Consider the following 20,365-nt stretch of genomic DNA (forward strand, 5'->3'; position numbering starts at 1 on the left):
ATTCTTATTAATGAATTCTAAAAATTAATCCTTCCCAATCTTCCTTTCTTGCGCTTCGTTTTAAGGCAATGCTTTAAAACTTGCTCAGGGAGGAGTTTTTTTAAATACCAAAACAAAAAAAGGAAGCTAAAATGACAATCGAGACCACAACACATTCAATTGCGCGCTGGCATGAAATGCTGCAAACAGGCGACATGTCTATTCTGAATGAATTACTGGCTGAAGATGTGGTGTTTCGTTCACCGGTAGCATACAACCCTTATCCGGGCAAACAGGTGGTCTTTTTTATTCTGAGTAATGTGATCCAGATCTTTGAAAACTTTAGCTACCACCGCGAATTCTATACCGAAGATGGAATGAATGTGGTGCTGGAGTTTTCCGCCAATGTGGGTGAAAAAAAACTCAAGGGCATTGACATGATTCAGTTTAATGAACATGGTCAAATTATTGATTTTGAAGTAATGCTGCGTCCGAAGAGTGGTCTGGAAGCATTGGCGGCACAGATGGGGCACGTATGGCTGCTTTTATGCCTAAAGCATAAAGCGTATAGTAAAGGTATGAACTGTTAATGGAATGACATGTACTAAGTATTTTGCGTTACATCATTTTTGAGGTAAACCGAATATGAAGTTTGTGGTCAATAAAATCGGTCAGTTGGTGCAAGAAATTGTCGATCAGATTACGGGTGCGGCATTGCCTACCCTGTACTATGATCCACAAGGTGAAGCAGGGCAAGTGCTTGAAGTTTTGCCCCAACTTAAACAGAAATACCGTCCAACGCCGTGGCTGTCAAATACACATCTGCATTTGATCTATTTTGATTTAATTAAAAAAAAAGCGGTGCAACTCCAATATGATGTTATTGAACAGCTAAACATGTCTGATGGCGGGATCACAGCTATTGCCTGGTATGGACTTCATGTTACTGAAGATACCCCAACTATTGTGTTGATGCCTACCTTGATGGGTACACCGGAAAGTATGGCCGAGCTGGTTCGTGACTTGCATCGACATACCGGATGGCGTGTAGCCTTATGTTTGCGCCGTGGCCATGCCAATTTACCTCTGCCTGTTCCAAAAATTTCCATGTTCGGTTCGACTGATGATTTACGTGAACAGATTGAATATATTGAAAGCAAATTTCCATATTCCAGCCTTTATGCTGTTGGTTCATCTGCGGGCACAGGACTATTGGTCCGCTATTTAGGAGAACAAGGCGAGCAAACACCGTTTAAGGCAGCATTTGCCTTGTGTCCCGGTTATGATACTGAACTGGGTTTTCAAAATGTACATCCTTTCTATAGTAAAGTGATGACGAAAAAGCTATTCGAATCCTTTATTCATCCTTATAGTGAAACATGGCAACAAACCGCCTCCTTGCCCAAAGTGCTTGCTGCCAGGAATTTATTGGAGTTTCAATCTTATTATTTTGAACTGGCAGGCTATAGCAGCTTTGAAGACTATAATCAGGCCACCAATCCGATTCATGTATTTGAAAATGTCAAAATTCCGTTGATGATTTTAAATGCGGAAGATGATCCTGTGTGTCATATCCGGAATCTGGAGCCTTATAAGGAAACCCTTCAGAAGATGCCAAATATTGTGGTTGTGACCACTAAAAAGGGCAGCCACTGTATTTTTTATGAGGGCCTTAAACAGCCTGAATCTTGGGCAGCACGTTTGATTGCAGATTATTTGCGTGTATACCAGTAAAGTAATTTTCTGCATGTTTCTACATGTAAGGATCGATAGGGTAAAAAACCTGAAATCTTTGAATACAATTGTAATTTGTAACACTGATATATTAATGAGACTTAAATCAGTATTTCTGTTATAATAGCTTCAACAATAAAACTGACATGAAAATGTTCTCATTCAAAATTGGTATACGAGAAATCTCCTCTCATTCGAGTGATCCCAAGTTAAGGTTGTTATTTTGAAATGCCAATGGTGGCTTTTCTATCGGTATTAAAAAATTGGTGTAAATGTTGAATAAAACTGAAAATTTAGTTGCAAAATCTGTAAATGGCCATGAAATTGTCGTATCGCTGGTTCCTGTTAAAAAAATGCAAAATACCCGTGACGGGTTTAAATGGGTTGAAGTAGGCAAGAAGGTTTTGCTTGAATCTGGTATTGAAATTGATTTGAATCTTGATGGCCGCAGTTTCTACACAAGTGTAAATGAAATGTTCCGGCTTAATGCACATGTAAATGCGGTGTAAGGGATAAGGGTTAGAGCAATACGAAAACCGTCTTCCAGGCGGTTTTTTAATGCCTGAAAATTTTACTTAAGCGTGCCTGTTGAACAAGTCAGGAAATATTTTCTTGATGGATCTCTAGACAGCAGTCAGTGAAGAAGAGAGCAAGTCTACAAGTTGTAAAAAAATTTAAATCTGAGTCCATGAAACCCCTAAAAATAAGTAGTAAAAATTAACAGGAAAGTTCAATCATATATTATGACCTGAATATTTAAATTTAAGTAAAAAGTTAAAGACTTAAGATTTAAATTGTTGAAAAATAAATAAATATTAAAATAAAGGAAATGTTTTAAAAACAAGCGACATATTTTGCAATGAATTGTTGTATTTGTAATGAGAGAAAGTGTAGATTTTAAAATGTGATATTTATATGTTTAGTATTTTTTGATACATTTATGTCAATAATTGTTATTGTCTGACAAAAAATATCTGTGTATAAAGAAAGTTCCACGATAAGGAAGTGAGAGTGGGTTATGAAAACAATAGAACTCCTTGTAACTTCATCATCTGCACTGATGCTGATGTTTGTGATTTATGCATTTGGGCAAATGTTTAATTAATCAGAAAAAGATATTTCATAAAAAAGCACCCGAGGGTGCTTTTTTCGTGAGTAGGATTTTAAATGAAAATTTTCATTTCTTTATATTCTGTCCCATGCATCTTTTACAGCATGTTTCGCTTGTTGCCACTTTAAGCGAGAGTTCGCCTTAAACTATTCCCATTTGCTTTCAAGATCATTTTCCGAGTCTTCAAAACGGGTATTTTCGCCGTATTCAGAACGTGAATTTCTTCCAAATTCGTAAGCAGGGGATAAATCCTTGTCATAATCAATATCGGGAATATCACGCTGTAAATCTTGATAATAAGGTCGACTTGAATAATTTTCACGCCAATACCGATCAGACTCATTATTTGACGTACGGTTTTGATTTTCTAAAGTTGGGATCAGTCATTTTGTGTAGCTCCTAATTTTCGGAATCAATAGCCAAGCAATGAAATACAATTTCACATTCTAAAATGTGAAATTTAATGTTCAATCAACGCATTATTGCTGTTGATTATTTTGGTCATTCTGATTTTGTCGAAAATCTTGCTGTTGACCAGTTTGCTGACGTTGCTGATCATTTTGCTGTTGCTGACCATTTTGTTGCTGTTGGCCAGGCTGTTGACGTTTTTGGTCGTTCTGTTGCTGCTGTTGGCGTTGTTGATCATTTTGTTGTTGGGGTTGATTTGGATTAGTCATCTCTACACCTCATATATAATATATATTTTTAATAAAATCTGTTTAACCAGATATAATTATTATTAGCATGAATATTTAATTAAAAAATAAAATGGATGTTACATAATGTTTTAAATGTAATTATAATAATTACATCATATATTATATCTATGAGATATATCGATTATTAGGTGTATTGATATTTACAAATTTAAATTTTAATTATTATTTTATTAAATTTTTTTAATAATTTTAATGAGGCTTTTACATATGTGTTGAATCAGCTTGTTTAATTTTTCTATTTTCTTTCTATTACATAAACATCAGTAATTATATATTTTGTTTTTGTATAAAATTAAATAAAAAAAGTTCCCATAGATTTTTCTGAAGTTTCAGAACCGCCAGGTTTGAGTAATCCTGTACATCCTACATAAATATCTGAGGTAAACATATTCTTTGCTTTTTTTACCAATTTTTCAGTAATTTCAATAGATTCAGGTGTATATATTTTGCTATCAGTTTTGGAGAGATTTTCAGTATTTTTTCTTTAACTTTCAGGTCATAACACACTAAACCTCCAATTAAAATTTTGCCAGAGAATGGAGTCAGGGAAAATCGGTAAGCTAAATAACCTGCCGAAGCGCTTTCAATGAAAGTCACCTTTAATTTTTTTAGCCAATAATTCACAACATTGAGGCATCATATTTTTTTCGCTTTATTTTAATTTTCTCTCCATATTCTAAAAAATAAATAAAATATAAACAATAAAATATTTTTTAAAAGGTGACTGGTTTATCATTTTTCAGGAGCATGAATGTTTTAAATATTTGATATATAAAACCTGATTATTTTTTGATTCAACATAAATTAAACGAATAATAACAATTATAGGCTTTTTTCATTAAACCCAAGTGAATTAAGTTTATATGCTAATTACCGCTTGGAGAATAAAAAATGCCAGTAGCAGTAAAAAAGAAATTACTAGAATTGGTTGATAAAAATCATCAAAATTATTTTGATTTGGTTACTTTTTTTCTCAATGGTGAGGTTTCTATTCAAGAAAAGGAAAGAAAAGCTTCATATTTTTTAAAAAAAGAAATCCAAAGCTTAACTTATAACTCCATCGATTTTCCCCCTGATATCAGTAAAATCCAGGACTGGATTCTAGAAAATAATAAGTTTCAATGTGCTGAATATCAGGCTTATTTAGAAAAAAGAAATAGGGGGGCAGGGCGAGAATATTTTAAAAATGTGGGTCAGGCATTCGAATTTCTGATTAAGGTTGCGCCGGTAAAGCGGGTAGACGGTTCATGGTTGTTTAGTATTGTCCATTACTGGAATGATCCGGTTTTTAGAGACTTAATCCAGATTTATCTGGAAGAACTCGGTTTGGGACTCGCCACATCTAATCATGTATGCCTATTTGATGATCTTATCTTAAATTTGGGGTTGGAACATTTTGTACTGGATCTGGAAGATGAATATTATCATCAACCTGCCATTCAACTCGCGCTGGCTTATGCACCCCCCGAGTTCATTCCGGAAATCATCGGTTTTAATCTGGCCTATGAGCAACTTCCGTTACATCTGCTGATCACCAACTATGAGCTACAAGAATTAGGAATAGATTCAAAATATTTCAATCTGCATATCACCATCGACAATATTGATAATGGTCATGCCCATTTATCCATTAAAGCTTTTGAAAAAATATATAGTAAATTCAATGATAAAAAGTCTTTTATAGAGAAAATGAAGATTGGCTTCGCTTTGAATGATAAAGGCTTGTCCTCCAGGAAAATTATTAAAAATCTCCATTTAGACGCCTTGGTAATTAAAATTTTAAAACGAAAAGCCTTGATCGGTAATGTCATTCATAATGAAAAATGCAAGTTTAATAACAAAACGATTAATTCGTGGCTTGCATCACCAGACTCAGTAGAAGAGTTTGTTGATGTACTCATTGATAAAAAATGGATCAAGCTGGGTTGCGATCCTGAAGAAAGCTGCTTCTGGAAGCTGATTAATCAGGAAGAAGGGAAAATGTTTGGCGTATTTACTGCTACTGAAAAGCAGATCATTTATGACTGGATTGCAGGTGAATCTGCTCAAGATGCCAATTTGAACGCTCGAAGAATCCAATTGGAACATAAAGATAAAAATAATTATATGTTCAGTTTTTTATCCGATGGGGAGCTTGAAGATATTCAGCATCAGATTTATGAAACTGGCAACCTTGCTATGAAAATCAATAAACTGCTGCCTTATTTAGCTCCTCATGCCCATCATCGTGAAACAGGACTCTGGTGTACCCAACGTTTGGTTGACTTCCTATTTCCCTTTTTAAGCAATCAGAAATTCACCAATTGATGTCAGCCATAACATCCACGCATTCACGTTATCGAACCCATGTTTATACAATAGAAAAGAGGCGCAAGATGAATCATAAAGCCAAGCAAAGTGAAGTAGCAGGCACTTGTACTTTAGACAAAAAAAATGAAAGTGCAAAAACACAGCAGTTAGATGCTTCACGCAGTGATGCTACAGATCATGCACTGACCACCAATCAAGGCGTAAAAATCGCAGATAATCAAAACAGTTTAAAGGCAGGTGTAAGAGGTTCGACCTTACTGGAAGATTTTATCCTAAGGGAAAAAATCACCCATTTTGATCATGAGCGCATTCCTGAGCGGATTGTGCATGCACGTGGTGTAGGGGCACATGGATATTTCCAGGCTTATCCGGGCAATGAACAATATACCAAAGCGGGCTTTTTGACAGACTCCAGCATACAGACGCCCATTTTTGTGCGTTTTTCTACGGTACAAGGACCCCGCGGTTCTGCCGATACCGTACGAGATATTCGCGGTTTTGCCATCAAGTTTTACACTCAGGAAGGCAATTACGATTTGGTCGGCAATAATGTTCCGGTTTTCTTTGTGCAGGATGGCATTAAGTTTCCGGATTTTGTACATGCCGTAAAGCCTGAACCACATACGGAAATACCAACCGGAGGATCAGCCCATGATACTTTCTGGGATTTTGTCTCCCTGGTACCGGAGTCTGCTCATACCGTGATGTGGGCAATGTCGGATCGAGCCATTCCCCGTAATTTGCGCTCGATTCAAGGTTTTGGCGTCCATACTTTCCGTATGATCAATGCCGACGGCAAAGCCATATTTGTCAAATTTCACTGGACACCGAAACAAGGGTTGAGCCAGCTGGTTTGGGATGAAGCGCAAAAGCTGTCAGGTAAAGATCCGGATTTTCACCGTCGGGATTTATATGAAGCGATTGAGTCGGGGAATTATCCGGAGTGGGAGCTTGGTATTCAGATTGTCGCTGAAGAAGATGAAATGAAGTTTGATTTCGATTTACTCGATCCGACAAAAATCATTCCTGAGGAATTGGTTCCGGTCACGCCAATTGGCAAGTTTGTGCTTAATCGGAATGTTGATAATTTTTTTGCAGAAATTGAACAGGTGGCATTTTGCCCAGCCCATATTGTACCGGGTATAGATTTCACCAATGATCCTCTGTTACAGGCACGTTTATTTTCTTATACCGACACTCAGTTGAGCCGCTTGGGTGGCCCAAACTTTCATCAGTTACCCATTAATAAACCGGTTTGTCCTTTTCATAACAACCAGCGCGATGCCATGCATCAAACTTTTATTCATCGCGGTCAGGCCTCTTATCAACCGAATTCGATTGATAACAACTGGCCAGTCGAAACACCACCCGCTGCACATGATGGCGGTTTTGAGAGTTATCAGGAAAGAATTGATGGTAAAAAAATCCGCCAGCGCAGTGAGTCTTTTTCAGACCATTTCTCGCAGGCTCGACTGTATTACCAGAGCTTGGCACCGCATGAACAGAAGCACGTAGTAGATGCCTATACTTTCGAATTGAGTAAGGTACAACGCCCGCATATCCGCCAACGTGAAGTACAGGACGTGTTGGCCAATATAGATCTGGATCTGGCACAACAGGTGGGTAAAAACTTAGGCATTGAAGTCACTGCAGCGCAAAATCCGGCCAAAGCTTCATCGGTAGAAAAATCGGCACGTCTTTCCATGACGGCATTTGTTCCTGACGATATCAAAGCTAAAAAAATAGCCGTGCTGGTACATGATGGAGTGAGCCAAGCGAATATCGATGCGATTCAGCAATGGGCTATGGCTGAAAAAGCAGTTGCTCATATATTGACGCCAACGCCGGGTCCTGTGATGAATCAACAGCAGTCTGCAGTTGCATCGGATGGTATGCAAAAAGCAGAGCCTTCGATTGCTTATGATGCTGTGGTGATTGTGGATGGTGGTAATTACCAGCAAGTGTTAAAAGATGGCGTGACAAAACATTATCTTTTGGAAGCCTACAAGCACCTAAAGCCGATTGTATTGTTAGGAGATAAGCAAGAACTTTTGCATGAGCTTAAATTGCCCCATGATGATGGAACGCTAAGTACAGATGATTTCGGCTCTGTACAGGAACGGTTTAAAACCCTGATTCGTTATCATCGGGTCTGGTCACGCGAAGCGATTGCCAACGCTGTTCCAGCTTAAATTGCGATATTTTCGCGACTATTTCTCATAAAACACCCATCTTCATGATGGGTGTTTTTCGAATGAATAATGTTAATTTTCTAAAATGCACTTGCAAGTTGGTGTGGCTATTGTTGAGTTGCACATACGATTTGAGGCTAAGCACTTAAATTATCGTTCGATTTAAATTTCGATAGCTTATTGATGAGTTGAATCAGAAGACTGACTTTTAATATATTAGACTTCTTTCATAAGTCTTTTTTACTTCTGTCTATGAGATAAAAATAAAGAAGCTATCAAGAATTATGAAGAAGTCTATTGTATTAAAAATCATAAGCTTTACTTTGGAGCCATTTGATAAATATGGGAGATTTATTTATATGTATTATTTATGTATTCATGTTATTTTAAATTTTGTGAAATAAGTATTATTTTAAGATGATGATAAATTATCATAATTAATATATGTATAAGAATTATCATTATTTTTTTATTTAAAAAATTCTATTAATAATTTATTTATTTGCTGTGTTTAATGTTGTTTTAGCAAGAATATTTAGTTCTACAGTTATATTTTTATTTCAATATTATATTTTGATACATCATGATGGTTTTTATTCGGTTAACTTGAGTATATGCTTAATATTGTCATTAATAATTAGGCTATTGATTGTCATTAAGTAATGGTAATAAAAATAGCATAAGGAATAGTGTTATGTCTAAGTCTCAACCTCAAAATCAAACAGATATGAATCAAAGGAATCAACCGATTAAACAGCCACATCATTTGCCACAGCAAGACCATAAACATAATCAGCAAAAAGAGTCTGGGAAACAGTCTCAAAATGAAAAATAAAGCAGGATTTAATAGGGTGGTCAGTAGGAAGTTTGAAGGGGGAAAGCCCCTTTAAGCAGGACAGGAGTTAAGTATGAATATCAGACCTGTAAAAGCCCATAAAATGAATGAGGATTTTGATACAACACCCACCGTAATTTATACCGGTGAATATGATGAAGAAAATCATTTGCTCAATGTATATGACTCATCACAAGAACAATTAACAAAGATTATGGGCACTAATCAATGGATTTTGAACTCTACGGGAGAGGTATTCTTTATTGAAGAGGATGTACCTTATTTTGCTAATTAACAAGGTCAGGTAAAATGAATAATACAGTAACCACATATCCACAGAAACTCGTTACATTTTATAAACTTGATAGCCCGGACATTCAGCGAGGCGTATGGGCGAATTACGACAAAAATGGAAACTTTCTAAATCTGACCAATTATTATGGTCATAGATTAGACTTGATTGGGCCAGATAGGGTTCGTATAGAAGGTGAAGTTTGGGTGTGTAAAGAAAATTTTAAATAAAATAAACAGATGCGTATGTTGTATAAATAATGATTTTAAATATAAAGAAAATAATTTAATAAACATGAAGCTATTAAAAAAAAGATCATTAAAATAAAAAGTTTTAATATATTTGAAATGGAATTATTCAGCTCAAATAATTTTAGTCATTTCAAATTTAAATAAGCCCTCCATAGTGAATAAAGGGCTTATATTGTTGTGATGTACTTAAGCAGCAACCCAATGATTTTTGACTTCTTCAGCATCTACATTAAGCATTACTTGATTTTCTTTAATTTCACTTACCCATGACAGTGGAATAAGATGATGACTACCTTCTTCATTTCTTGTTAACTTAATTTGATCTGTACCTTGAAGATGATCTACTGTTCCTACTGTTTGACCATCTGAAGCAATTACCTCTGCATGTTTGCTAATGTCATTTGCATTGATCATAGCCATTTCATAGCTCTCCTGATAGTGCTTATTTTGTATCCTCTAATTTAAGACATTCTCCGATATTGCGCGCCCTATATATGCAAAAGGGAACAAATCTTTAAGCAAATTTACCTTAGTATATAAATATCATACTTTAGAAAGTAAATTTTGCGTCTAATTAAAATGTGTAGCTCAATTTAATATTTAATAATCTATGTTCTTTATAATTTTAAGTTTATAGAAATGACGATCAAGAAAAAATTAAATCGAATAGCTTGGATTTTTATCATTTTCAATTAGTATTTAAAATGACTGCAAGGATGAGTGACAGATAAATAGTGGATATTAACGTCATGTCGTTGCTGCACGATTTTTTGGAACAGTAAGATATTCATCCTGCATTTCGAAGAAGAACTGGTTTGCTTCATCATATTTGCAATTTAACCAATCCATTCTCGCATTTTCAGGAATAACAATGACCGAACGCTTTTCATCTTTTGGCGTGTGAAATTGCCGCATAAAAGGATGATGGTCAGCATTGATGGTTAGCAGGCTCATGGAGCGAACTTGCTTATTTTCAATTACTGCATTTTCATAAATGGCGGCAAGGGTAAAAGGGAGTTCATCTTTTCGAAAAATGGCGTACCAGTGCGGTTTGCCATCTATATATTTGGGTTCATAAATGGCTTCGACAGGTACCAGGGCAAACTGATTTTTATGCCAGGCGTGGCGAAAACTGGGCTTATTAGACACGGTTTCAGTTCTGGCATTATAGGTGTGACGACCATATTTTAATTCTTTTGCCCAAGAAGGAATCAGACCAAACTTGGCAAGGTCCCATTCTGGCTGGTCTGCACCATGGATTAAAATCGGGGCATCATATAAGGGATAAATATGATCAGGATATTCAAACTGTGGTTCGGAAAGACCGAGAAGAAATGCTCTATTTCTTTTAATTGCTTCAAAATTTGCGCACATAGATTAGTCTCTATTTTTTATTGACTCTCATTACAGCAAAAAAAGTGGGCTGGCATCATGAATCTTACAAATTTAGCACTATTCGTACTCAAACCAATAATAAGCAGTTGATGGCGATTTTAGCTGCTGGGCTGTCTTGTAAGGCAGACCCAGCTCACTAAATAAAATTGTCGGGCTGGTAATAGATTTGAGTTAAATTAAGTTAATCATATTCATATCTATACAAGTTTATTTCCTCCAGGATAAAAGACTCTCCGTAATGGGTAGTTAGAAAAACTTCTGCTTCAGTTTGGGTTATAAAAATTTTGGCTACATTTTTATCGGTCGTCCAGTACCATGGGCTGGCTAAGGCTAAATCCAGCTCAGATATTTGCCAATTATGGCAGTCATCAAATTGATCTCGATAAGCGAGAAAGCTTTGATTCTTTTTTATGCAATAGAGTGTCATCAGTATTCACCCCTGTGACGGGTAAACTAAGATTTTAACGGTGTTGATTCATTTGAACCTTTAAAAATTGTGAATAATGTCAGCATATATTTTATAAGCTAATAATAATCATGCTGTTAGAGTGTTTTTGTAATTACACCATCCGATAAGCGGTAAAATAGCTGGGTTATAGGCAGATCAATCAAATAAAGCCCTGATGAAAGAGCTTTATAGAATTGTAGACAGAATAATCTTCAATGGTGTCTTTTTTTCTTGCCACCACCATCCTGCTTATTGACGGTAGCCCAAGCAATCCGTTCCGCATCTTCCTCGGAAAGCCCACGCTCTTTTTCACTTTCCTCAATATGTTTGGCTTGCCGTTTCTGCTTCTCTGTATAAGATGATTTATCGCCTCTAGGCATGATGAGTTCCTCTCTAGATTTACTGCTTTATTCATTTAAGCAAAGAAAAATTAATGATGGGTAATAATATGTCAATGTTTGATAGGGGATTTGATTCATCATGATTCAAATTATTTTTACAGTGGGTTAAATGTTTAAATTAAATTTCAACCGATGATTTTAAAGGGCTAACCATTAATAATAGTGCCCCCATTGACATGAATGACTTGTCTGGATATATAACTTGCTTCATCCGATGCAAGAAACAGGTATGTAGGAGCTACTTCACTGGGTTGTCCCATGCGTCTCATAGGCGTTGTCTTGCCAAAATCTTTTAACTGTTCTTCATCAAAACTGCTTGATATTAATGGTGTCCAGATCGAACTAGGAGCGACTGCATTGACTCTAATCCCGGTCTTATTTTTCAATAAATTTGTTGATAAACTTCGGGTGAATGAGGTGATCGCGCCTTTGGTACTTGCATAATCGATGAGTAGATCATGGCCATGATAACTGGCGATACTGCTGGTATTGATAATTGAATCACCTGATTTCATATAGGGAATCACCATTTGGGTTAGATAAAATATGAACAGGATATTGATTTCAAAGGTTTTAAAAAAGTTACTCGGTATTGATATCGGTAATGTATTTTTGCGGGTACTGAACGCCGGCATTGTTGATTAAAATATTGATGGCTTGGAATTTTTGAAGGGTTCTTTCAACTAGCTTGCCTGTTCCATCGTGATGTTGCAAATCGCATTTCAACGCTAGGCAGCGGCGGCCTTCTTTTTCCACCATTTTCCTGGTTTTTTCGGCATCTTCATCTTATCACCACAGGTGATCAAGGCAATCTTGTCTTTTAATTTATTGCTTCCCTGATAGTTGGGTTTGATGACTTCGGGTTGTGGATGCATTTGAGATTGAATACCCGGTTGATGGGCTTGGACTTCAATGGATGGGCTTTTGGGATATTTATTCATTTTGCTTCACTATTTTTTTAACTGCTTAAAACATATTAGAAGCTTTAAAAAATAAATTTAGTGATGCAAACATTAAATAATATAATGTATAAAAAAGTTATCAACGATTCATTTATATATTTCTTTTTATTTGTTCAGTTTTATTAACTAAAAATTTAAACCAGTTTACATTCAAACTAACAAATTAATTCACAGCTTAAGCTCTAATTTCTTATGATAGAGATCAAAATATAAATGAAGATAAATCATTATGATCAAAATTAGAAACCCTAATTCAGGCGAAGAGCGAATGATTAACAAGGTTTTAGGCGATGAAGTCACTCTGGCTCAGGCGCAAGATCACGCTGGTTATTATGATATGGATAATCATCAGTTTATTCCTAAGTTCAATAAAAATGATGAGGTGATAGGTTTCATTGAAACAGCAGAAAATTCTGTCTTATGGAAAATTGTGACCTGAATTTTATGGTTTATAAAAGCTGTAAATAAAAAATTGAATAAATAAGCTGTTTTTATATTTATGCTGCAAAAACTGAACCGGGTAAGTGAGTATCTCTTCTATTCTTAATTTTTAAAAGATTTAAGGATCGACCATGAAAAAACTCGCATTTGTAGGATTACTGATGATGCTGGGCCTAAGTGCATGTCAAAAACAGGATAGTGATACTTCGCAGCAAGATAAAACCACCACTCCTCATTCCATGGATAAAGATCAGTAAAATCAAAATTGCTAAATTATTTTATTATTTTGGTCTGAGTTTTTTATCTTACTGTTTGAAAGTGATGCTGTTTATACCCATATTATTAAGTAGAAATACTTTTCCTAAGCCGGTAGGTGAGGTGAAAAATATGCTTAATACATTTCGTAAACTGTTTTGTATTCATGTTTATGAGTTCAATTGGGATCATAAGCATGGGTACGTCCAGGAATGTCGCAAATGTGGTAAAAATGACTAAGCCATTTTATCGCTTAAATAAAACTATAACGACATTTCCGAAGGGCTTATTCTGCTTCAATTTTATTTGAAGGGGATGGGTTTGGTCTCAGATAAAAGGGTCACATAATAAAAATGTTAAGAGTGATAAAAAGGCTTTATTGCGGATCAATCATATAGATGCATCAAAATTACATTGAATGAAATTGATACAAAGTTAAGATTGGATAAAAAATATTAAATAGTAGATTAACTCATGTATAGATTCTAAATAGATAGAGGAAGGAAATTAAAATGGCTAATCAACAATCCCTACAAATGAGCCAACATAATCAAGAGCATGATCGTGATAAACACAAGCAGCAACAAGAGAATCAACAAGGTCATCAGCAAAATCAACAATCCAATGTACAGCAACAACCTAATCAACAAAATAATCCGAAAAAACAACATAAATAACATGTTGTTTTGTATTTAAATTAAATGCGTTTTGAATGAGTCAGGTGATATGATTAATCCATAAAAGCCCTCTTATGAGGGCTAATGATCTCTATGTTCTATTTAAGATTGTTAAATTTAAGTACCATGCGATGATTGTTATCGAATAACTTTAATTCACTATCGGTTGCATCATAGCTGGCCACTTGGCTTAAGGCTTGGGAAAATTTTTGCGGTAAATCGGTAGGATTTAAACAGGCTTTTTTGGTAGTGACTAAATTGGAAAATTTAATCTGGGTGCCTTTTACTGCATAACCGCCCATAAATTGGTTACAGCCATCACTACCGCTGAGGTGGCTATGACCAAAGCTAAGTATTGGAACTGCAGATAAAGTAGGTGAGGCTTTATAACTTACCTGATTAATTTCGGTCATCACCCAATTTTTGTTTTGCAATTTTGCTAAATTTTTTTCCGTAGAAGAGTTAAGCATTGAGGGTATACAGCCGACTAACACCACAGAGGCAGCGATGCTACTTGCTATCATCATTTTATTTAACATTTGCTTTCTCCCATTGATTTACCTTAAAGGAAATTGTGAGGCAAATAACACATAATAATTTTATAAAAATTTTCTCAATTCATTTGATTATTAACGAATAATCCACATAAATCGATCGAAAAATAAACATGGGTTATGTCAAATGGGCAGCATCAATTTTTTTCTTATCATGATTATTTTATTTCAGTGCAATTGATCTTGATCATGGACATATTAACGTTATGTTATACATGGTCTAAATGTAAGTCATGGACTGGATTGATAAAGAAGCTCATAGAAAGGTAGATTTTTTTCTTTTTGATAAAATTTCGATCAATTCATTTTATAGGTGATTCAGTTTGAAATTTTAGTATGTCAGAATGTATCCTCCAAACAGAGGGTAAATACAGATGTCTGATATAGAACTAAAAAAACTAGATGAATTGCTTGAAGCAGCTGCCAAAAAAGGCAAGAAAGTTGAGAAAATCTTGCTAGGATATAAAGCTTATGTTTGCTTAATGGGGGATACATCATTTCATGATGAGGTGATGAATTCAGCTATAAATCCGAACAAACGTAAATATAAAAAGCATAAAATTAAGGTTACCCAAGATGAGTACCAGTTTGAGTTAAAATATGTATAGCTCATAATTTTAGAGAAAATAGGCCTATAGAAATATGGGCTTTTTATTTCCTGAAAAAAGCAAGTCTTTATGCTAGTCGTCCGCTTAGATACCTCACATTAAGCAGGCTTTTTTCATATTGTATAAATCATTAATTAAGACTTATTAATAATGTGATTTAATTATCATTATTTTATTTTTTGGTATGTTTTGCCACTGAAAAATATTTGAATAGTGTACAAAATAACCATCAGAAACTGCTGTAGTTTCTGAATGACCTCCCAAGGTCCTTAGTTTATAAGCCCACATCGTCTTTCCATGAGTGGGCTTTTTTTTGTATAGGGAAAAGCTGTATACCTTACTTTAATTCCACTTCATACTGGTACTGTGTGGACATAGGTTGTGAGTGGTGTTTAGGGAATTCAGTTAAAAAAATGGTGGGATATGATTAAGAAAATTATTAAATCTATTTTTTGCAAGCATGATTACAAACTGATTCGAACTATTCATGGTGATCAGATTAATCACTTAAATGCTCGTAGTGAGTGGCAATGTGAAAAGTGTAAATGGATCACATATGGTCGATATTTAGATCGAATTAAATAAATCCTGTTTCACCATAATTAAAATATCCTAATGATACATCCATAGCTAATGGGACAATATTCAGGTCTAGTTGTTTGTAATTTAATGTCACGTGATAAATACGATAATTTGTTAAAGTTTCTTAAATGAATAAAAAGCCAAAGAATTAAATTTAAGAGCTCATCGAAAGGTGTGATTTTTATTTGTCACATTCATTTACTATTCTTTGGAAAAAATACCGAGCTGGTGTTATGAGTGCATAAACTAAAGATGAATTACAGCTATTCTTGGCAATGGTGATGCAAGAGAATGAAGAATTAAAGGAAGAAAACCGAAAGTTATTGTTAATGGTTGCTGATTCTACTGAGCAAATAAAGAAAGCTGCTTATATTACTGAAGAGTATCAGCAAATGTTTAATGAGATTACTGAGGCGCTTCGGACTCGTTATGCTGCAGAGTTTATAGTTGTTGAAGATATTCCAAAACACCGCTGAGCTGTCTAAGTATCAGAGTCTAAGTTGTTCAATGTTAGGTTAGAACATGCCATGCAGCTCTGATGCAGATTACGATTAATAAAATGACTATGTATAAAAGAAATCCACCAATTCCAGATGCTTGATCAAGTCTGTAGTGATAAGCAATAAAGAGCAGAAACAGAATCCCAAGGATATAAAGCATTGTGGTTCTTAATTTTTTAATAACTATTGGCAACATGATAAGTATTGAGGTGAGGAAATGCAAAAAGCCGTGTTTCTTATCAATTCCTATTCAGATGACTGAATATTTGAATGGCGGGCATGATTTCACTGTGGCGAAATTTGATATTCATTTGCTTGGGCTTCATTGGTCGCCGTAGCAAAAAAAAGCGTATGGTACTGGGTCTCAATGTGAAAAGGTCATGTTTAACCAAGGTGGATGGAAGAAAGTATGCCAGGAATAGCACTACAAACTCACTTCCATACCCATACTCACCATCAAAAAAAACTATCCCAAACAGTTCAGCCTAATTCTCTCTAGATTTTTTATGTCAATTGAATATTTTTTAAAACAAACAGCTCAATAAAGAAAGCCTCTATAAAATATATTTATATCCATTTTATAAATTTTTACTCTAAAATCAGTAAGGTTAGGGCTACTTAATAGGAGTCTACAAAAAATGAAAAAATATTTATTTTAATTTTTGTAGACTATTGAAGTGCAATTAGTGGCAAAACCATGCAATGTGATGCAACTATTAAATGTTTTAAGTTATTGAAAATACAATGGAATGCAACTAAATGCTAAGCTTGCCAATCCAGTACAAACTGTCAGGATTCTACTTCTTCTACTATTCCATCGTTGGTACGTTCATGCCTTTTTGGAATTTGTATCTGGAAGCTCAAGGCTTTAATTATCAAGAGATTGGATTGTTATCTTCAATCGCAATCATTACCCGCTTTTTCGCGCCGTTCATTTGGGGATGGATTGCCGATAAATCGGGCAAAAGAATGCTGTTGGTCCGTATAGCTACATGGATGGAATCCTGTATCTGGTTCATGATTTTTTTGATCCCAAATACCTTTCAGTCTGTTGCACTGCTTATGCTGATTTTTAGTTTTTTTCAGAATGCCATCTTAGCACAGTTTGAAGGGGTCACATTGTTCTGGTTGGGAGATAAACGCAATCAGCTGTATGGGAAAATCAGAAAATGGGGCTCGGTGGGTTTTATTGTAGGCGTTTTTGGTATTGGTGCCTTACTTGAAATTGTCGCTATTTCCATGCTCCCGCTGATGTTGCTATGTATCGCATTTTTGGCTTTTCTTTGGTCTTTTAGCATTAAAGAACCCAGCACAGCCCCACAATCACAACAACAATTAGAACCGTTATTGCCGATATTAAAACGGCCTGTAGTGGCTGCTTTTTTTGCTATTGAATTTGTTTTGTTATTTTCCCATGCGCCATTTTATAGTTTCTATAGTAATTACTTGCATCAAGCCGGTTTTTCGACGACTGAAATTGGCTTGTTGTGGTCCGTCGGGGTGGTTGCAGAAATTATCATGTTTGCTTTTGCCCATATTTTCTTGACCCGGTTTTCGTGGCGCAGTCTAGTTAGTTGCTGTCTGGTCCTGACCGGTGTACGGTGGATTGTTGTTGGACTATTGCCTCATCTCTTGGTGGCACAGTTTTTAGCCCAAAGCATTCATGCCTTTAGTTTTGGCCTGTTTCATATGATTGCCATGCGCATTATCTTTCAAAACTTTTCCGCAGGTCAGCAAGGCCGCGGTCAGGCCATGTACAGTACCATGTGGGGCTTAGGTGTCGCTTTAGGAAGTATTCTGGCTGGAAGATATTGGCAAGTCATCTCAGGAGAAATGGTTTTTGTTCTTGCCGGGCTTTCAACAGTTGTGGGTTTGCTATTTGTGCGCTGGCTACCGAAATATATTCAACATGGCTAAAAATTTTTAAAAAAAGTCAGTATTTTACATTTATGGCCAAGATTGCCGCTGTGTGGTCTTTATTATACAGCTGCATCAGTACGAAAAATTCTTGTTTCAGTGTTGTGATAAAACTATTGATTCTTTCGGCTTGATAGACCAATTTTTTGTGCAAATTCAACCTAAAATTATATTGTTGTAATATGGTGATAAATACTGGTTTTTCATAAAAATATGCTAAGTTATAACAAAGGATTTTTAGCACTGAATTGATGTATGAAAAAAACATATTTTACAATTTTACTTACATTGTGCTCATCTGTTGCGATGGCAAATGACAATCAAACTGTAGTCGCAACAGAAGAAAATGATCGAGCTGAAAATTCGAATACCATTCGTATTGTGACTCGTCCAGAAATTGTTGGCTTATGGGGGATGCAAGTTGCCAACAATAATAAATGCATTGAATATTATAATTTTAAATCGAATAACAATGTCATTATTAAAAGTGGCCAGGAGTGGTCATCTGGAATTTATGATTTTCAACCAGCTCAAGAGGAACGTTCCTTATTATCTGCACTGGTTTTACAAGTAAAGTATGACAATAATGAAAAGGATTGTTCAGGTCTGCAAGAAGACCAGACTGGCGAGATTTCCCAATATTTCGTGCAGTGGAAAAACGCATCAACAATAAATTTTTGCAGTAACGAGAAAGCTGAACAGTGTTTTGCCACCTTGCGCCGTGTTTTGCCTTAATGATTGTTCATGATTTTATAAATATATCGTTATACAGATAAAATACAGATAAAAAAACCGCTCATAAAGAGCGGTTTTTTTATATCGGTTTATTTAAGACGCTTCTTGATAAGCTTCCAGCTTTTTCAATAAGTGTTTTTCCAGATAGTGAATATCCATCGCTTCTTTACAGAAGTTTTCATCTTCCAGAATCAAATCTCTATGTAAAGGAATGTTGGTTTTCACTCCGGTCAGGATCGTTTCTTCTAATGCCTGTTTCATACGTGCAATAGTCGTATCACGATCTTTACCATGGGCAATGAGTTTTGCAATCATTGAGTCATAATAAGGCGGAATGCTGTAGCCTGGGTAAATATGCGAATCCATACGGATACCAGCACCACCTGGAGCATAATAATTTTCAATTTTGCCCGGAGATGGAAGGAATGTGGTTGGATCTTCCGCATTGATACGGCATTCAATGGCATGACCGCGTACTTCCACTTGATCTTGTTGAATTTCAAGGCCAAGTCCGCCAGCAATACGCAATTGTTGCTCAATAATATCAATACCAGTGACCATTTCGGTAACAGGGTGTTCAACCTGAACACGGGTATTCATTTCAATGAAGAAGAACTCACCATCTTCAAACAGGAACTCGAATGTACCCGCACCACGGTATTGCATAAGCTTACATGCATTAACACAGGCTTCTAAAATTTCAGCGCGAGCTTCTTCTGGTAAACCTGGAGCAGGTGCTTCTTCCAATACTTTTTGATGGCGACGCTGTAAAGAACAGTCACGATCATACAAGTGAATGGCATGGCCATTACCATCTGCCAAAACCTGAACTTCGACGTGGCGCGGCTTTTGCAGGAAACGTTCCATATAAACTGTATCATCACCGAACCACATTTCAGCATCACGCTGTGCGGCCTGAACTGATTCAAGCAGGGTATCGACACGTTCAACAATACGCATACCACGACCACCACCACCAGAAGCAGCTTTAACGATCAGCGGGAAACCAATTTCTTTGGCTTCTGAAAGGGCATTGTGAATAGTCACTGCATGGTCACAGCCTGGTACTGTTGGTACACCGGCTTTCTTCATGGCAATAATGGCAGAAACCTTGTTACCCATCAGACGGATGTGTTCCGGACGTGGACCAATAAAGATAAAGCCAGAATTTTCAACAATTTCTGCAAATTCGGCATTTTCAGACAAGAAACCATAACCTGGGTGAATGGCATCCGCACCGGTAATTTCAGCAGCAGTAATAATTGCCGGGATGTTTAAATAGCTTTCGCTACTTGCACCCGGACCAATACATACCGCTTCATCACAAAAGCGTAAATGCATCAGGTCTTTATCGGCATCGGAATAAATACCTACGGTTTTAATTCCTAAAGTTCTGCAAGCTCGGGTGATGCGTAAAGCAATTTCACCCCGGTTTGCAATTAAAACTTTTTGCAACATTGTGAATCC

20 protein-coding genes and 4 pseudogenes are annotated in these 20,365 nt (G+C 35.9%); 15 read left to right on the forward strand and 9 right to left on the reverse strand.

Translation table 11 applies throughout. From position 1 onward, the window contains the following. The first annotated feature begins 131 nt into the window (after nucleotides 1-131). The 3 genes and pseudogenes from GTU69_RS09010 (at nucleotide 132) to GTU69_RS09020 (ending at nucleotide 2,222) form a co-directional block, all read left to right on the forward strand. Nucleotides 132-541, forward strand: a pseudogene (locus GTU69_RS09010) (nuclear transport factor 2 family protein). An 83-nt stretch (nucleotides 542-624) separates the two neighbouring features. Continuing rightward, on the forward strand, nucleotides 625-1,713 hold the full coding sequence (locus tag GTU69_RS09015) for an alpha/beta fold hydrolase (RefSeq protein WP_166169900.1): 1,089 nt from the start codon (nucleotides 625-627) through the stop codon (nucleotides 1,711-1,713). A gap of 275 nt (nucleotides 1,714-1,988) precedes the next feature. Beyond that, nucleotides 1,989-2,222 carry a hypothetical protein gene (locus tag GTU69_RS09020; RefSeq protein ID WP_166169902.1) on the forward strand — a complete coding sequence of 78 codons (234 nt, stop codon included), beginning with the start codon at nucleotides 1,989-1,991 and terminating at the stop codon, nucleotides 2,220-2,222. A gap of 676 nt (nucleotides 2,223-2,898) precedes the next feature. Here GTU69_RS09020 and GTU69_RS17160 read toward each other — a convergent pair. From GTU69_RS17160 to GTU69_RS09030, 3 genes and pseudogenes are all read right to left on the reverse strand, one after another. Further along, nucleotides 2,899-3,207: pseudogene (locus tag GTU69_RS17160) on the reverse strand (hypothetical protein). Between the two features lie 96 nt (nucleotides 3,208-3,303). Further along, complete coding sequence (locus tag GTU69_RS09025; protein WP_166169904.1) at nucleotides 3,304-3,501, reverse strand: hypothetical protein; 198 nt, start codon at nucleotides 3,499-3,501, stop codon at nucleotides 3,304-3,306. Between the two features lie 212 nt (nucleotides 3,502-3,713). Beyond that, a pseudogene (locus tag GTU69_RS09030) lies at nucleotides 3,714-4,183 on the reverse strand (CinA family protein). 251 nt (nucleotides 4,184-4,434) lie between these two features. Between GTU69_RS09030 and GTU69_RS09035 the strand changes: the two are divergent. The 5 genes from GTU69_RS09035 (at nucleotide 4,435) to GTU69_RS09055 (ending at nucleotide 9,402) form a co-directional block, all read left to right on the forward strand. Beyond that, nucleotides 4,435-5,850, forward strand: coding sequence for an iron-containing redox enzyme family protein (locus GTU69_RS09035; protein WP_166169906.1), 1,416 nt, complete (start codon nucleotides 4,435-4,437; stop codon nucleotides 5,848-5,850). Continuing rightward, nucleotides 5,850-8,045, forward strand: a complete 2,196-nt coding sequence (katE, locus tag GTU69_RS09040) for a catalase HPII (protein ID WP_277343567.1) — start codon at nucleotides 5,850-5,852, stop codon at nucleotides 8,043-8,045. Before GTU69_RS09035 ends, katE begins: the two co-directional genes overlap by 1 nt. Before the next feature lie 694 nt (nucleotides 8,046-8,739). Further along, on the forward strand, nucleotides 8,740-8,880 hold the full coding sequence (locus GTU69_RS09045; RefSeq protein WP_166169909.1) for a hypothetical protein: 141 nt from the start codon (nucleotides 8,740-8,742) through the stop codon (nucleotides 8,878-8,880). Between the two features lie 73 nt (nucleotides 8,881-8,953). After that, nucleotides 8,954-9,175 carry a hypothetical protein gene (locus GTU69_RS09050; RefSeq protein WP_086197372.1) on the forward strand — a complete coding sequence of 74 codons (222 nt, stop codon included), beginning with the start codon at nucleotides 8,954-8,956 and terminating at the stop codon, nucleotides 9,173-9,175. 14 nt (nucleotides 9,176-9,189) lie between these two features. After that, complete coding sequence (locus GTU69_RS09055) at nucleotides 9,190-9,402, forward strand: hypothetical protein (protein WP_166169910.1); 213 nt, start codon at nucleotides 9,190-9,192, stop codon at nucleotides 9,400-9,402. A gap of 207 nt (nucleotides 9,403-9,609) precedes the next feature. On the opposite strand, the gene GTU69_RS09060 is transcribed toward GTU69_RS09055, so the two are convergent. From GTU69_RS09060 to GTU69_RS09075, 4 genes and pseudogenes are all read right to left on the reverse strand, one after another. Further along, nucleotides 9,610-9,843 carry a DUF2171 domain-containing protein gene (locus tag GTU69_RS09060; RefSeq protein WP_166169912.1) on the reverse strand — a complete coding sequence of 78 codons (234 nt, stop codon included), beginning with the start codon at nucleotides 9,841-9,843 and terminating at the stop codon, nucleotides 9,610-9,612. 327 nt (nucleotides 9,844-10,170) lie between these two features. Then, nucleotides 10,171-10,797 carry an SOS response-associated peptidase family protein gene (locus tag GTU69_RS09065; RefSeq protein ID WP_166169913.1) on the reverse strand — a complete coding sequence of 209 codons (627 nt, stop codon included), beginning with the start codon at nucleotides 10,795-10,797 and terminating at the stop codon, nucleotides 10,171-10,173. A gap of 681 nt (nucleotides 10,798-11,478) precedes the next feature. Further along, nucleotides 11,479-11,646 carry a hypothetical protein gene (locus tag GTU69_RS09070; protein ID WP_086197367.1) on the reverse strand — a complete coding sequence of 56 codons (168 nt, stop codon included), beginning with the start codon at nucleotides 11,644-11,646 and terminating at the stop codon, nucleotides 11,479-11,481. 167 nt (nucleotides 11,647-11,813) lie between these two features. After that, nucleotides 11,814-12,608: pseudogene (locus GTU69_RS09075) on the reverse strand (SDR family oxidoreductase). Between the two features lie 250 nt (nucleotides 12,609-12,858). Here GTU69_RS09075 and GTU69_RS09080 point away from each other — a divergent pair. The 3 genes from GTU69_RS09080 to GTU69_RS09085 all read left to right on the forward strand — a co-directional run bounded on the left by GTU69_RS09080 (nucleotide 12,859) and on the right by GTU69_RS09085 (nucleotide 14,002). Then, nucleotides 12,859-13,068: a hypothetical protein gene (locus GTU69_RS09080; protein ID WP_166169915.1), complete on the forward strand. Its 210-nt coding sequence runs from the start codon at nucleotides 12,859-12,861 to the stop codon at nucleotides 13,066-13,068. A 133-nt stretch (nucleotides 13,069-13,201) separates the two neighbouring features. After that, on the forward strand, nucleotides 13,202-13,327 hold the full coding sequence (locus tag GTU69_RS17165) for a hypothetical protein (protein ID WP_240921614.1): 126 nt from the start codon (nucleotides 13,202-13,204) through the stop codon (nucleotides 13,325-13,327). 510 nt (nucleotides 13,328-13,837) lie between these two features. After that, nucleotides 13,838-14,002 carry a hypothetical protein gene (locus GTU69_RS09085; RefSeq protein ID WP_166169916.1) on the forward strand — a complete coding sequence of 55 codons (165 nt, stop codon included), beginning with the start codon at nucleotides 13,838-13,840 and terminating at the stop codon, nucleotides 14,000-14,002. A 98-nt stretch (nucleotides 14,003-14,100) separates the two neighbouring features. On the opposite strand, the gene GTU69_RS09090 is transcribed toward GTU69_RS09085, so the two are convergent. Next, nucleotides 14,101-14,541 carry an META domain-containing protein gene (locus tag GTU69_RS09090; protein WP_166169918.1) on the reverse strand — a complete coding sequence of 147 codons (441 nt, stop codon included), beginning with the start codon at nucleotides 14,539-14,541 and terminating at the stop codon, nucleotides 14,101-14,103. 389 nt (nucleotides 14,542-14,930) lie between these two features. Here GTU69_RS09090 and GTU69_RS09095 point away from each other — a divergent pair, with 389 nt between their 5' ends. From GTU69_RS09095 to GTU69_RS09110, 4 genes are all read left to right on the forward strand, one after another. Next, on the forward strand, nucleotides 14,931-15,164 hold the full coding sequence (locus GTU69_RS09095) for a hypothetical protein (protein WP_086197365.1): 234 nt from the start codon (nucleotides 14,931-14,933) through the stop codon (nucleotides 15,162-15,164). 863 nt (nucleotides 15,165-16,027) lie between these two features. After that, complete coding sequence (locus tag GTU69_RS09100) at nucleotides 16,028-16,222, forward strand: hypothetical protein (RefSeq protein WP_166169919.1); 195 nt, start codon at nucleotides 16,028-16,030, stop codon at nucleotides 16,220-16,222. 783 nt (nucleotides 16,223-17,005) lie between these two features. Continuing rightward, nucleotides 17,006-18,163 (forward strand): MFS transporter, encoded by a 1,158-nt coding sequence (locus GTU69_RS09105; protein WP_166169921.1) that lies wholly within the window; start codon nucleotides 17,006-17,008, stop codon nucleotides 18,161-18,163. A 255-nt stretch (nucleotides 18,164-18,418) separates the two neighbouring features. Continuing rightward, complete coding sequence (locus tag GTU69_RS09110; protein ID WP_166169922.1) at nucleotides 18,419-18,898, forward strand: hypothetical protein; 480 nt, start codon at nucleotides 18,419-18,421, stop codon at nucleotides 18,896-18,898. Nucleotides 18,899-18,991: 93 nt separating this feature from the next. Here GTU69_RS09110 and accC read toward each other — a convergent pair whose 3' ends face one another. Beyond that, the gene (accC, locus tag GTU69_RS09115; RefSeq protein WP_166169924.1) at nucleotides 18,992-20,356 is read right to left on the reverse strand and encodes an acetyl-CoA carboxylase biotin carboxylase subunit; all 1,365 of its coding nucleotides are present in this window, start codon (nucleotides 20,354-20,356) and stop codon (nucleotides 18,992-18,994) included. Nucleotides 20,357-20,365: the final 9 nt, after the last annotated feature.

Origin of the sequence: Acinetobacter sp. SA01 (assembly GCF_011319235.1) — a bacterium.
In the GTDB taxonomy this organism is placed as follows: domain Bacteria; phylum Pseudomonadota; class Gammaproteobacteria; order Pseudomonadales; family Moraxellaceae; genus Acinetobacter.